Raw genomic sequence first — 13,893 nt, 5'->3', positions numbered from 1 at the left:
GGTTCCGCAATGTACCAAACGATCCTGGCCCGCGAGGCGGTCAATCACGTCGATCTCTCGAGCGGGCTTCGTGTCGGCCTTCCCGCTCAATATTTGGATTGGACGGGCGTGATGGCGCATTTTCCCGCCTCGTCCGCCGCCATCCGGCGGCTCTTGCCGAGCAGGAAGCTCGCGCCCGCGCAGATCGCGCCGGGGACGGCGATTTTGTCCCTGGCGGCGATCGAATACAGGCGCCTTGCGGATATCGCGCCGTATAAAGAGGTCGCGATCATGACGCCGGTTCTCTACAAGCCGCTCGTCAACCTTCCGGCCCTGCCGCTCTTCTTCCCCGGCTTGTTCGGGAGCTTCGGCTTTTTCGTCCTGCACATGCCCGTGACGACGCCGGACGCCCGAGAGCTCGGCGCCAAGGTCTGGGGCTGTCCCAAATTCCTCGCCGACATCAGCTTCGAGGAAACCGAAAATATTCGGCGCTGCCGCGTATGCGCCGACGGAGAAGACCTCCTGACCTTCGAGGTCGAACAGGTCCCCGCCAAAATCAGGCGCGTCGATTTTCGCATCTACACAGCGAAAGACGGGCGCCTGCTGCGGAATAAGATCGAGACCGAAGGACTCTATGGCCTGTCGCCTTTCCCCGGCGGCGCGGCGGCGTCGTTCGGCGATCATCCGATCGGCCGGCAGCTCAAGGCGCTCGGCGTCGGCAGGAGGCCGATCGCGCGGGTTTTCGGCAGCAATGTCGCGAGCCTGCTCCACGAGGCAAGCGACAGCTTTCCTCTCTGAGGGCTAATCGGCGCTGGGCAGGCGGCGCATGACGAATTCGATGCGCCCGTCGTCGAGCTCGCGCCAGAACTCGATCTCGGTCATATAGGCCGCCTTCGGATAACGGTCGAACCATTCGCGCGCCTTGGCGCGGGCGTCGAGGCGCGGCAAGGTGAAGGTCTCGCGCCGCCAGCCATCGCTTTGCGCGCGGCTTTTTTCCGCGAGCTTGCGTGCAATGTCTCTGGGCGCTTTCGATACGCTCATCACCCGTGCTCCCGCATCCGCGAAAAGATAACGCGCCGGGGCCGGGAAGGGGAGTCGCTATTCGCGAGCCCGTGGCGAAAGCGCACGGCCATGGCGCGGCGAACCGGAGCTTCGCGCGAGCATAAGACGGCGAATGCCGGCCCAGATTGGCTTCCCTGATCGCCGCGCGGAATATTCCTGTGGATAACGCCACGTTCTCGCCGGAACGCTGTATTTGAAACAACTCGCCTTTTTCACGACGGCCTGATTTGCGCCGCCGCGCCTAAGCGCCCGAGGCGACCGCCTAATTTTCGGATTCGCCGATGCGCGTCATGCGCATGCGTTTCGCCGCGTTGACGCGGCGACCGCGCAAGGCTCCTAATTCGCAACGATTTGAAGCAAAGCTTTCGCCAGACGGCGGGCGCGCGGCTATGACGCTCCGCCCCCGGACTTCCCAGCGGGCGCCTTCGTTTCAATTGCGGCTGGAGGCGGTTATGCGCTGGAATTTTTTAGTTTTCAGAATGACGGTTGCGGCTTTTGCTGTCGGTCTCGGAGGCCTTCCCGATTCATCGCGGCACGATGCGCAATGGCCGCTGGCCTCCGTCGCGCGGGCGCAGACCGCCTGTCAATTTCCGCCTTCGGGCGGCGCGACGACGCAAGCTTGCAATCCCAATTATCTCGCGCAGATCAGCGCACCGAAGAATCTCGGCGCTTCGAGCGGACCGCGCCCGATCAATTTCGCGATCGGCAATCTTTATCTCGCCGAGACGGAATATTCGGGCGGCGGACCATTCCCGCTTGCCGCGAGCCGCCACTACAACAGCCTCGACGCGGCCGGCGTCCATTCCTTCGGGCAGAATTGGCGCGGCTCCTACAGCCGTTCGCTCGCGCAGGCGTCCGCCAGTCTCGTCAGGGCGACGCGCGACGACGGCCGCGTATTCGCCTTCACGCTCTCGGGGAGCAGCGCGACCGGCGGCGGGTGGTCGCCCGAAGCCGACGTCAATTTCAGGCTGACGCAGACGGCGAGCGGCTGGTCGCTCGTCACCGAGCAGGACGCGACCGAGATTTACGACGCGCAAGGCCGGCTGACGGCGGTGACGAATCGCGCCGGGCAGACGCAGACGCTCGCTTATGATGCGCAGGGCCGTCTTTCGACTGTGACGGATCCTTACGGCCGCAAGCTGACCTACAGCTATGCGTCCCCGACGAGCCCGCTGGTCGCGCAGGTCAAGACGCCGGATAACGGCCTCTACGCTTTCGCCTATGACGCGGCCGCCCGGCTCGTCGCCGTCACCTATCCGGACGCGACGCAGCGCAAATATCTTTATGAGAACGCCGCTTTCGCCAACGCCGTGACGGGCGTCGTCGACGCCAATAATAATCGCGAGGCGACCTACGCCTACAATGCCGGCGGCCTTGCGACGTCGAGCCAGGGCGCCGGCGGCGCGAATTTGTCCAGCGTCGATTACGCCTATCAAGCGCAGGGCGTCGTCACGACGACGAACAGCCATGGCGCGAAAACCTCCTATCTGCTGCAAGGCGTCAGCGGGACCGCGAAGCAGCTCAAGGTATTCGACGCGACGCGCAACGCCTTCGCCACCAATGTCTACGACGCCAACGGCAATCTGACGCGCCAGACCGATTTCGGCGGCAATGTCGCGACCTTCGCCTATGACGCGACACGCAACTTACAGACTTCGCGCACGCTGGGCGGCTCCTCGACCGGCGGATCAGCGGGCGACGGCGCTGGCGGGATTACTGTCGCCACCGCCTGGCATCCGGCGCTTCGTCTGCCGACGCAGATCGTCGAGGCGACGAAAACGACCAGTTTCACTTATGACGCGCGCGGCAATCTGCTGAGCGTGACCGCCGCTTCCTCGGCGGGCGGCGCGACCGGAGGGTCTCTTGGCGGCGGCGCGAGCAGCACGCAATCCTACAGCTACAACGCCGCCGGGCAGCCGCTCACGGCAACCGATCCGAACGGCGGGGTCACGACTTACGCCTATGACGCGCAAGGGAATCTTGCGAGCGCAATCAATCCTCTCGGCCAGGCGACGACCCAGACCTTCAACGTCAACGGTCTACCTCTGACGACGACCGCGACGGGCGGCCCGACAACGACCAACGCCTATGACGCGCGGGGCCGCCTCATATCCAGCACGACCGGCGGGCTGACGACGAGCTACGTCTATGACGGCGCCGGCAACCGGACCAAGGTCGTCAACCCGGATGGCTCCTTCACGTCGAGCGTTTACGATCAAGCGAACCGCCTGACCGCGACAGCCGATGCGCTCGGCAATCGCACGGTCTACACGCTCGACGCCGCCGGCGCCCAGATCCAGACGGACGTCTACAACAGCGCCAATGTCCTGATCGAGACGCGCAGCGCGGTCTATGACGCCCTCGGCCGCAAGATTCAGGATAGAGACGCGGCCGGAAACGTCACGGCCTACAGCTACGACGCCAACGGCAATCTGCTGACCGCGACGGGGCCGCTCGGCGCCAGCACGAGCAACCTTTACGACTCGCTGTCGCGCAAGACGCAGACGACCGACGCGCTGAACGGCGTCACGAAATTCGCCTATGATTCGAACAGCGCCGTCACCAGCCAGACCGATCCGCTCAATCACGCGACGAGCTACGCCTATGACGGTCTCGGGCGCGTCACGACGTTGCAGAGCCCCGACACGGGCGCAACGACGAACACCTATGACGCGGCGGGCAATGTCCTCAGCACGACCGACGCGCGCGGCAAGACGACGACGCATGTCTATGACGCGCTGAACCGTAGGACGAAGGCGACCTACGCCGACGGAACGAGCGTCGTATGGCTCTATGACCAGGGCGCCAACGCCGCCGGCAAGCTGACCTCGATCACGGACGCCACCGGCTCGCTGACCTATGGCTATGACGCGCTGAAGCGCATCGTCTCCGCGACGCAGGTCACGGGCGCGGTTTCGAAGACGGTTGGTTACGCCTATGACGCCGCCGGCCGCGCCTCGGGCGTGACCTATCCGTCGGGCGCGGCCGTTTCCTACACATTCGACGCCGCCGGGCGGGTGAGCGGCCTGACCCTCAACGGCCAGCCGCTGATCTCCGGCGTCGCCTATCGCGGGTCAAGCGTCGTGTCCGGCTGGACGGCCGCCAACGGCTCGACCTACAGCCGCGCCTATGACGCCAATGGCCGGCTGACGGGGATTTCCTTCGTCACGACGGCGGGAAGCCGCACGCGCGCGCTCAGCTATGACCCGGCGGGCCGCATCGTCGGCATGTCGGAGACGGGCCTGCCGGCGAAGAGCTTCGCTTATGACGCGCTCGACCGGCTGACCGGCTATGCGAGCGGCGCGACGGCGCAGAGCTATTCCTACGACGCCAACGGCAATCGCAGGAGCTTCTCGACCAATGCGCCGGCCCGCAGTCCTTCACCTATGGCTACGATCCGTCGAGCAACCGGCTGCAATGGCTGTGGGGAAACTGGTACGAAAGCTTCGCCTATGACGCCTCGGGCAACATCGTTTCGCACAACACGCCGTCGGCGGCTTACGCCTTCACCTACGACGCCAAGAACCGTCTGGCGCAGTCGCTGACCGGCGCGATCCCGGCGAGCTACGGGATCAATGGCCTCGGCCTGCGGGTCTCCAAGACCGATTCGGCGACGCCCGGCGCACGCATCGTCTATGTCTACGACGAGGCCGGCCGCCTGATAGGCGAATATGACGGAACCGGCGCGCGCATCCAGGAGACGGTGTGGCTCGGCGATCTCCCCGTGGCCGTGCTGCGGGCGGACGGCGTCCTGTCTGTCGCGCCGGACCAGCTCGGCGCGCCCTGGGCGCTCATTGGCGGCGGGGCAGGGGCGTCGCAAGTCTCATGGCTGTGGGATCACGACGCCTTCGGCAACGGCGCCCCCTCCGCCGCCGTAGGCGTCGCCTACAACCCGCGCTTCCCGGGGCAATATTACGACGCCGTCACCGGCCTGCACTACAACGGCGCCCGCGACTATAACCCTCGGCTCGGCCGCTACATCGAAAGCGATCCGATGGGGCTGCAGGGTGGGCTGAACACCTACGCTTATGCGGAGGGGAACCCGCTCAGCAAGATCGATCCGAACGGGAAAGAAGCGCTTTTAGTCACATGCTTTGCTGGCGGGCCGGCGAATCCGATTTGCGACCTGGCCGTCGCGGCAACCATCATCGGCTCATTCGGCGTCCTGTCGGTCAGTAAAGCGGCGATTGAAACCGCGATAACAGAAGCGAAAAAGGTTCACGGCAATTCGCACCTGAGCCAGGACCCGACAGAACTCTATTATTTGATAAACAGGACGACAAAAGAGATTGATAAAATTGGAATTACAGCAAATCCGTCCGGACGATATAGTCAAATATATCTTGACATCGAAAATGTAGATTATCTGCCAAAATACCAATTCTCGTCACGTTATCCCGCCGTGATCGCAGAAAATATCGAACTGACCACCTATTTCATTTCCCATGGACGCTTGCCTCGGCTAAATCAGGCATTTCGTTAGGAGCGGCTGGCATGGAGTTCCGGGCTTTGGCCGAAGTGTTCGATCTTGCCTATCCCGCGCTCGATAAAGTCCGAGACTTGGTGGAGCCGCAGCTGAATGCGGCTTTTGCCATGTCGGCCTTATCGAGCGTCGAGGGTAAGCTGCGCTACGTACCTATCGTCATGCCGGAAGGGATGCGGGAGCGCTATCCCGCGCGTTCGAAATTGAGGAAGAAACAGCAAATCTATGATTGCGCGCCGCAGTTGAATTACGAGGCGTTCGTTGATGGGACGTTCGAGCAGCAGGTGCGGGAATATATTCGGGGGATCGGTGAATCCGCGCCGCATCTGTCGGGGCTTGGCGCGTCGCCCGAGCAAATCGCGGAATTCGAAAAAATCCTGAACGACATCGCCGATCGCATCATCGCCAACGAGCTCGACAAGACGCGACATTAACGCGCTTCGAGAGCCGACGCCACCGGCTCGCTGACCTATGGCTATGACGCGCTGAAGCGCATCGTCTCCGCGACGCAGGTCACGGGCGCGGTTTCGAAGACGGTTGGTTACGCCTATGACGCCGCCGGCCGCGCCTCGGGCGTGATCTATCCGTCGGGCGCGGCCGTTTCCTACACATTCGACGCCGCCGGGCGGGTGAGCGGCCTGACCCTCAACGGCCAGCCGCTGATCTCCGGCGTCGCCTATCGCGGGTCAAGCGTCGTGTCCGGCTGGACGGCGGCCAACGGCGCGACCTATAGCCGCGCCTATGACGCCAACAGCCGGCTGACGGGAATTTCCTTCGCCACGGCGGCGGGAAGCTATTCGCGCGCCCTCGCTTATGACTCGGCGGGCCGCATCGTCGGCATCACCGAGACCGGCCTGCCGGCGAAGAGCTTCTCCTATGACGCGCTCGACCGGCTGACGGGCTATGCAAGCGGCGCGGCGACGCAGAGCTATTCCTACGACGCCAACGGCAATCGCACGAGCTTCTCGACCAATGCGCCGAGCGCGCAGTCCTTCACCTATGGCTACGATCCATCGAGCAACCGGCTGCAATGGCTTTGGGGAAGCTGGTATGAAAGCTTCGCCTATGACGCCTCCGGCAACATCGTTTCGCACAACACGCCGTCGGCGACATACAGCTTCGCCTACGACGCGAAGAACCGCCTCGCGCAATCGCTGACCGGCGCGATCCCGGCGACTTACGCGATCAACGGGCTTGGCCTGCGGGTCTCCAAGACTGATTCGGCGACGCCGGGCGGACGCGTCGTCTATGTCTACGATGAAAACGCGCATCTGATCGGCGAATATGACGGGATCGGCGCGCGCATTCAGGAGACGGTCTGGCTCGGCGACCTGCCGGTCGCGGTGCTGCGGACGGGCGGCGTCCTGTATGTCGCGCCGGATCAACTCGGCGCGCCCTGGGCGCTGATCGGCGGCGGGGCGGGGGCGTCGCAGGTCTCATGGCTGTGGGATCACGACCCCTTCGGCAACGGCGCGCCCACGGCCGCGGCGGGCGTCGCCTACAACTCGCGTTTCCCGGGGCAGTATTACGACGCCGTCACCGGCCTGCATTACAATGGCGCGCGTGATTATAACCCGAAGCTTGGGAGGTATATCGAAAGCGATCCGATCGGGCTGGAAGGCGGGCTGAACACCTACGCCTATGTTGGCGGGAATCCCGTCAGTCGGACCGATCCGAGCGGCCTCGTCGCTCCTGCTGCGATCGCCGCAGCCTGCCTGGAATATCCGCCATGTGCGGCCGCCGCCGCGGCGGCTGCAGTCAAGGCCGCTCAACTTGTAGGCGCGATCGCATCCAAGGCGCTATTTGGGAGGTCGCCGAATGATGACCAAAAACATTGGCATCATGAGTTTCCCCAGCAATTTCGGGACAGGTTTATAGTGGCTGGCATCGACATTGACGCACCGGAAAACGGCCGCGTGATACCCGGCCTTGAGCATCGCGCTATCCATGCGCACGGATATAACCAGGACTGGAAAAATTACCTGAATAATTCTCCCAACCCCTCGCGGATCCTTGCGTTCCGTGACACGATGATCAACGCCTATCAACTTTATCTCTATCCTCGTCCCGTTGGGCGTTACCCAGATAAACTACTCCTAGACGAATACTAAATAATATGGTCCCCGGCTTTGCCCGGCAACGACAGGAAAAACTGATGTTCTGGTTGCTCCGAGAGCGCTATATGCGGCGTGACTGCGAACTGTGGGACAATGAAATCGGTTATTACGAGAAACACAAGATTTGTCCACTTGACCCAAATCATGGCGTCTTGGCGCGTCGTTGGGGTCCAGCGATGTTTCGTGAAGAGCCAGAATTGGAGGGTATGTCGCCGCTCGACCGATCCCAGGATGCTTTCGCTACCCCCAGGAGCTCCTTCGTTTTTACGCGCCGCGTTTTCGAAGCGCTGGAAGAGGCGGGGCTGACCGGGTGGACAATGAATCCTGCCACCGTCTCCTTCGCTGACGGAACGGTCAGCAACGATTTCGGAGAGCTCTGGATCAACGGCTTCGGCGGAGTCGCCCAGCCATCGGCGGGATGTAAATTGCTGTGGCGCTGCCGCGGCTGCGGGCAACGCGAATATCAAGATGGAATCATTCGAGGCGAAGCCGTAAGACAGGCCCGCTGGGATGGCTCCGATTTCTTCATCGTGTGGCCTCTTGTGAATTATCCCATCTGCACCGATCGGGCGAAAGACATCCTCGAACGATTCCGCATGGACAAAATTATTTTTAGGAAGCCGGAAGAGGATTTAGCTCCGATAAACGGATATAGCGATACAGCCGTCCCACCTTATTACAAGCTCGAAGCCCGCGCCGAGATCGAAGCCTTTTGGGCCAAGGCTCCGGTGTGGCCGGATGATTTCGAGAAGCCCTGTCCATAGCGGCGGCGTCGCCTCATCGCCAACGAGCTAGACAAGGCGCGGCATTAAGGCGCTTCGAGCGCCAACGCCGCCGGCAAGCTGACCTCGATCACGGACGCCACCGGCTCGCTGACCTATGGCTATGACGCGCTGAAGCGGGTTGTCTCCGCGACGCAGGCGACGGGCGGGATTTCGAAGACGGTTGGTTATGCCTATGACGCCGCTGGCCGCGCGTCGGGCGTGACCTATCCGTCGGGCGCGGTCGTTTCCTACGCCTATGACGCCGCCGGGCGGGTGAGCGGCCTGACCCTCAACGGCCAGCCGCTGATTTCCGCGGTCTCCTATCGCGGCTCGAACGTCGTGTCTGGCTGGACGGCCGCCAACGGCGCGACCTATAGCCGCGCCTATGACGCCAACAGCCGACTGACGGGGATTTCCTTCGCCACGGCGGCAGGAAGCCGCACGCGCGCGCCCAGCTATGACGCGGCGGGCCGCATCGTCGGCATGACTGAGACCCGCCTGCCGGCGAAGAGCTTCTCCTATGACGCGCTCGACCGGCTGACCGGCTATGCGAGCGGCGCGACGACGCAGAGCTATTCCTACGACGCCAACGGCAATCGCAGGAGCTTCTCGACCAATGCGCCAAGCGCGCAGTCCTTCACCTATGGCTACGATCCGTCGAGCAACCGGCTGCAATGGCTGTGGGGAAGCTGGTATGAGAGCTTCGCTTACGACGCCTCCGGCAACATCGTTTCGCATTACATGCCGTCGGCGACATACAGCTTCGCCTACGACGCCAAGAATCGCCTCGCGCAGTCGCTGACCGGCGCGCTCCCGGCGAGTTACGGGATCAACGGCCTTGGCTTACGGGTCTCGAAGACCGATTCGACGACGCCGGGCGGACGCGTCGTCTATGTCTATGACGAAAACGCGCATCTGATCGGCGAATATGACGGGACCGGCGCGCGCATTCAGGAGACGGTCTGGCTGGGCGATCTCCCCGTGGCGGTGCTGCGCGCGAGCGGAACGCTCTATGTCGCGCCCGACCAGCTCGGCTCGCCCTGGGCGCTCATCGGCGGCGGGGCGGGGGCGGCGCAAATCTCATGGCTGTGGGATCACGACCCCTTCGGCGACGGAGCCCCCTTCCGCCGTCCCGGGCCGCACTACGACGGCGCTTATGCTTGCGACCCAACCCGCTTATTCCGCCTTGACCGTCGCGCCGTCTTCCCCGCGCCGCGAAAGAACGCTAGATCAGCGCCATGAGCGACCGCCCCACCTACATGATCACGACCGCCATTCCTTACGCGAATGGCGCGCCCCATATCGGCCACGCCTATGAACGCATCGCGACCGACGCCTTCGCGCGCTGGAAGCGGCTTGACGGCTATAACGTGCTGTTCATCACCGGCATGGACGAGCATGGGCAGAAGGTGCAGCGCACGGCCGAGAAGGAGGGCGTGACCCCGCAGCAATTCGTGGACGGAATCGCCGCGCAATTCGCGCGCATGGGCGAGGCGTTGAACGCGCGGGCCGCCGACATTGTGCGCACGACGCAGGCGCGCCACAAGGAGGCGGCGCTCGAAATGTGGCGGCGCATGGAGGCGAATGGCGACATTTACCTTTCGAAATACGCCGGCTGGTATTCCGTGCGCGACGAGGCCTATTACGCCGAGGACGAGCTGACCGAGCGCGAGGGCAGGAAATACGCGCCGACCGGCACGCCGGTCGAATGGGTGGAGGAGGAGAGCTGGTTCTTCAGGCTTTCGGCCTATGCCGGCAAGCTTCTCGCCCTCTACGAGTCCAACCCGGACTTCATCACGCCGGAGCATTACAAAAACGAGATCGTCGCTTTCGTGAAGCGCGGGCTCGACGATCTCTCGGTGTCGCGCACGACTTTCGACTGGGGGATCAAGATCCCGCCGAGCCCCGAGACGGGCGCGGACCACGTCATGTATGTCTGGGTCGACGCGCTGACGAACTACATCACCGCGACCGGCTGGCTCACGGGCGGCGAGAAGGCGCGCTACTGGCCGGCCGACGCCCATGTCATCGGCAAGGACATCACCCGTTTTCACGCCATTTATTGGCCGGCCTTCCTGATGTCGGCCGGCGCGCCGCTTCCGAAGCAGATCGTGGTGCATGGCTTTCTGTTCTCGCGCGGCGAGAAGATGTCGAAATCGCTCGGCAATGTCGTCGGCCCGCAGGAGCTGATCGACCGCTACGGCGTCGACCAGATGCGCTACTTCTTCCTGCGCGAGGTGCCCTTCGGACAGGACGGCAATTATTCGCATGAGGCGATCGTCATGCGCATGAACGCCGACCTCGCCAATGATCTCGGCAATCTGGCGCAGCGCTCGCTTTCCATGATCGCCAAGAACTGCGACGGGGTCGTGCCGAAGAAAGGCGAGCTGACGGAGGCCGACCGGGACATTCTCGCGCAGGCGGCGGGTGTGCTGGAGAAGGCGCGGGCGGCGATGGGCGCCTATCAGCCGCATCATGCGCTGGCGGAGATTTTCCGCGTCGTGGCTGAAGCGAACCGCTATTTCGCGGGCGAGGAGCCCTGGGCGAAGAAGAAGACCGACCCCACCCGCATGGAGACGATCCTCTATGTCACGGCGGAAACGCTCCGCCGCCTCGTGATCCCCCTGCAACCCTTCATTCCGGACGCGGCCGGCAAGTTCCTCGACTCGCTCGGCGTCGCGCCGGACGAGCGCGATTTCGCCCATGCCGGCGAGGCCAATGCGCTGCAGGAAGGCGCGCCGCTGCCGCCGCCCACACCGGTGTTTCCGCGGTATGTGGAGACGGAGGAGGGGGCCTGATAAGCTTCGCCGCCCGCACCCTCACTCCGCTGCGCTCGTCAACATCCTGGCTGGACGCCCGCGACAAGCGCGGGCATGACGGGGGGAGAGATGGCGCCCAATTCAAGGGCTCGTCATGGCCGGGCCTGTCCCGGCCATCCACGCTGGGACGTTGTGCGAGCGCTGCAAGGCGCGTGGATATCCGGACAAGCGCGGGTATGCTGAGGGAGCCCCGCTCGACGGCGCGAAACGAACAATATGAGGCGTCGCCTCACTGCGCCATCGTCATCAATTCCAGCACATGGCCGTCGGGGCTCCTGAAATAGACCCCGCGGCCGCCATTCCAGTGGTTGAGCTTGCCGTCCTCGAAATTGCCTGGCGCGCTGCCAAATTTCAGGCCGCTCGCCTTCACCCGGCCGAAGATCGCCTCGAATTCGGCGTCGCTGACATGGAAGGCGTAATGACCAGGCTGGAAGTTCGGCTCGTCGTCAAAAAGCAGCGTCAGCGTGTCGTTGACCCGGACCGGCGCGAAATGCGTGGCCGCCGCCTCGTCGAACGGCAAGCCGAAGATATGCGCGAACCAGCGCGCGGCGTCCCGCTTGTTCTTCGCCGCCACGATTGTGTGGTTGAGCACGATGGTCATCGTCATTCCTTATATTTCTTGGCTTCCGCGTCAAATGGCGCCGGGGCGCGGCGCGGTCACGAGCTTCGCAGGTCGCGCCGCCGAGCGCTGCCGCCGGCGGGCCGTAGACGAGCGGCGAGATGTTCAATTCGCTTTCAATCGGGCGAGCCGCTACATTGTCGGCATGAGCGCTTCCGACCCCGCCCGCTTCATCGGCGACATACCGCGCCACTACGATTTGGGCCTCGGCCCCGTCATCTTCGAGGGTTACGCGGCCGACATCGCGCGGCGCGCGGCCCTGCGGGCGCCGCATGACGTGCTGGAAATCGCGGCGGGAACGGGGATCGTCACGCGGAAGCTCCGCGACGCGCTGCGGCCCGAGACGCGGCTGACGGCGACGGACCTTAACGCGCCCATGCTGAGCGTGGCGCGGGAGAAGTTTCGCCCGGACGAGCAGGTGAGCTTCGAGGCGGCCGACGCGCTCGTGCTTCCCTTCGTGGACCAGACCTTCGACGCCGTCGTCTGCCAGTTCGGCCTGATGTTTTTCCCCGACAAGGACGCCGCCCATCGCGAGGCCCGGCGTCTGCTGAAGCCCCATGGCCGCTATCTCTTCAGCGTCTGGGACGCGGCGCGCTACAATCCCTTCGCGCGCATCGGTCTCGAGGTCATCGAGCGCTTCTTCCCCGAAGATCCGCCGAAATTCCTCCAGACGCCTTTCTCCTGCCCGGAGACCGACCCCACGAAAGAGTCGCTTATCGCGGCGGGCTTCGCGCATATCGTCATCTCCGTGCTCCCGCGCGTGCACGAGGTCGCGGATGCCGCCGCCTTCGCGAAAGGGCTCGTCTTCGGCAATCCTTTGATCGACCAGATCCGGGCGCGCGGCCGCGTCGCGCCCGAGACGGTCGTCGAGGCGCTGGCGGCGCGGCTGACCGAGGAGTTCGGCGCGCCCGCGAAGCTGCCGATGCAGGCGATTCTGTTCGAGGCGGCGCGGATATGAGGGCTCTGCTCGCGGCGATCCTCACGGCGGCGGCCACGGCCGCTACGGCCGCCTCCTGGCAGACCTATCGCAATGACCGTTTCGGGACGACCGCCGACGTTCCGGCGGGCTGGCGCATGGGGCCGGAGCCGGGGAATAGCGACGGGCGCGTTTTCGCCTCGCCCGACGGAGCCGCCGAAATCCGGATTTTCGGCGGCTATTCCGTTCTTTCCCAAGATGAGGAATTCGGCGTGAGGCTCCGGCCGTCGCCCGGCGAGACGATCGACTATCGGCGCCGGGGCAGGGATTGGCTGGTCGCCTCCGGCCGAAAGGGCGATCGCATCTTTTATCGGAAATCGCTGCTTTCCTGCGGCGCAAAGGTCTGGAACAGCGTCTATCTGGACTATCCCGCCGCCCGGAGGCAGGCCTTCGATCCCATCGTCGCCCATGTCGCCGCGTCGTTGCGCGGGGGCAGGGGCGTGGACGATTGCCGGTGACGCGGGGCGCCGGAGGGGCTATCTAACCGCCCGGGGGCGACGCCAGGACGGCGACACCGACGTGAAGAAGCTCATGCGCGGCGCATCCGGCAATCGCGGAATTCACGCGGCGGCGGCCCTGCTCGCCATCGCGCAAATGGGCCTCGCGCCCGCGAGTCCGGCCCGCGCCGCCGCATCTCCGCCGGCCTATGACGGCGTCTGGATCATCGACGCCACGACCTCCAGTTTCTTCTGCCCCATCAAGAGCAAGCGGATCGTCGCCCTCGTCCGGGACGGGCAGGTGACGAAGCTCACGGGCATCCCCGCCGCCGCCTCGGGCCGGATCGGCCCTGACGGCGTGGTCTCCTTCATCCTCAAGCTGCTCGGCGTCACCGCCACGGTGACCGGCCAGGTGAATGGCGGGAGCGGGGCCGGCGGATGGTCCTCCAACAGCATCCTCTGCGCGCGCGGCGACTGGCGGGCCTCGATGCGATAACTTCGGAAAATGAAGAGATTTTCCTGCGCCTGAGGCGATTATTCCATTGGCGGAAGCCGACGCGCGAACAGGCACGGCGCCGAGGATTTCCGCGGTCGCCGTCTGAAAAATAGTCATTGAAACAAATATTTAGGATTGTTT

General features: G+C 64.2%; 13 protein-coding genes. 11 read left to right on the top strand and 2 right to left on the bottom strand.

Annotation, left to right across the window (positions count from 1 at the left end):
• The first annotated feature begins 9 nt into the window (after window positions 1–9).
• Window positions 10–777: an acetoacetate decarboxylase family protein gene (locus tag ACV7JP_RS16490; RefSeq protein ID WP_457796735.1), complete on the top strand. Its 768-nt coding sequence runs from the start codon at window positions 10–12 to the stop codon at window positions 775–777.
• Window positions 778–780: 3 nt separating this feature from the next.
• On the opposite strand, the gene ACV7JP_RS16485 is transcribed toward ACV7JP_RS16490, so the two are convergent.
• Entirely contained in the window at window positions 781–1,020 is a 240-nt protein-coding gene (locus ACV7JP_RS16485; RefSeq protein ID WP_457796734.1) for a hypothetical protein, read from the bottom strand.
• A 500-nt stretch (window positions 1,021–1,520) separates the two neighbouring features.
• Between ACV7JP_RS16485 and ACV7JP_RS16480 the strand changes: the two genes are divergently transcribed.
• From ACV7JP_RS16480 to metG, 7 genes are all read left to right on the top strand, one after another.
• Window positions 1,521–4,586 carry a DUF6531 domain-containing protein gene (locus ACV7JP_RS16480; protein ID WP_457796733.1) on the top strand — a complete coding sequence of 1,022 codons (3,066 nt, stop codon included), beginning with the start codon at window positions 1,521–1,523 and terminating at the stop codon, window positions 4,584–4,586.
• A 158-nt stretch (window positions 4,587–4,744) separates the two neighbouring features.
• Window positions 4,745–5,524 carry an RHS repeat-associated core domain-containing protein gene (locus ACV7JP_RS16475; RefSeq protein WP_457796732.1) on the top strand — a complete coding sequence of 260 codons (780 nt, stop codon included), beginning with the start codon at window positions 4,745–4,747 and terminating at the stop codon, window positions 5,522–5,524.
• A gap of 11 nt (window positions 5,525–5,535) precedes the next feature.
• The gene (locus tag ACV7JP_RS16470) at window positions 5,536–5,958 is read left to right on the top strand and encodes a hypothetical protein (RefSeq protein WP_457796731.1); all 423 of its coding nucleotides are present in this window, start codon (window positions 5,536–5,538) and stop codon (window positions 5,956–5,958) included.
• Between the two features lie 141 nt (window positions 5,959–6,099).
• Window positions 6,100–7,635 (top strand): RHS repeat-associated core domain-containing protein, encoded by a 1,536-nt coding sequence (locus ACV7JP_RS16465; protein ID WP_457796730.1) that lies wholly within the window; start codon window positions 6,100–6,102, stop codon window positions 7,633–7,635.
• A gap of 44 nt (window positions 7,636–7,679) precedes the next feature.
• On the top strand, window positions 7,680–8,405 hold the full coding sequence (locus ACV7JP_RS16460; protein WP_457796729.1) for a hypothetical protein: 726 nt from the start codon (window positions 7,680–7,682) through the stop codon (window positions 8,403–8,405).
• 219 nt (window positions 8,406–8,624) lie between these two features.
• Window positions 8,625–9,647 carry a hypothetical protein gene (locus ACV7JP_RS16455; protein ID WP_457796728.1) on the top strand — a complete coding sequence of 341 codons (1,023 nt, stop codon included), beginning with the start codon at window positions 8,625–8,627 and terminating at the stop codon, window positions 9,645–9,647.
• Window positions 9,644–11,203: a methionine--tRNA ligase gene (gene metG / locus ACV7JP_RS16450; protein WP_457796727.1), complete on the top strand. Its 1,560-nt coding sequence runs from the start codon at window positions 9,644–9,646 to the stop codon at window positions 11,201–11,203. Before ACV7JP_RS16455 ends, metG begins: the two co-directional genes overlap by 4 nt.
• Before the next feature lie 250 nt (window positions 11,204–11,453).
• Here the strand turns inward: metG and ACV7JP_RS16445 are convergent, their stop codons facing one another.
• Window positions 11,454–11,831, bottom strand: a complete 378-nt coding sequence (locus ACV7JP_RS16445) for a VOC family protein (protein WP_457796726.1) — start codon at window positions 11,829–11,831, stop codon at window positions 11,454–11,456.
• Window positions 11,832–11,988: 157 nt separating this feature from the next.
• Between ACV7JP_RS16445 and ACV7JP_RS16440 the strand changes: the two genes are divergently transcribed.
• The 3 genes from ACV7JP_RS16440 (at window position 11,989) to ACV7JP_RS16430 (ending at window position 13,752) form a co-directional block, all read left to right on the top strand.
• A complete protein-coding gene (locus tag ACV7JP_RS16440; RefSeq protein WP_457796725.1) occupies window positions 11,989–12,801 on the top strand; it encodes a class I SAM-dependent methyltransferase in 813 nt (270 codons plus the stop codon).
• Entirely contained in the window at window positions 12,798–13,277 is a 480-nt protein-coding gene (locus ACV7JP_RS16435) for a hypothetical protein (protein WP_457796724.1), read from the top strand. The genes ACV7JP_RS16440 and ACV7JP_RS16435 overlap by 4 nt, the downstream gene beginning before the upstream one ends.
• 61 nt (window positions 13,278–13,338) lie before the next feature.
• Complete coding sequence (locus tag ACV7JP_RS16430; protein ID WP_457796723.1) at window positions 13,339–13,752, top strand: hypothetical protein; 414 nt, start codon at window positions 13,339–13,341, stop codon at window positions 13,750–13,752.
• Window positions 13,753–13,893 lie beyond the last annotated feature (141 nt).

The sequence above is a fragment of the Methylocystis sp. S23 genome, from assembly GCF_054106005.1.
Note: the sequence above shows the minus strand (reverse complement) of the source record. Positions and strands in the feature narration are given on the sequence as shown.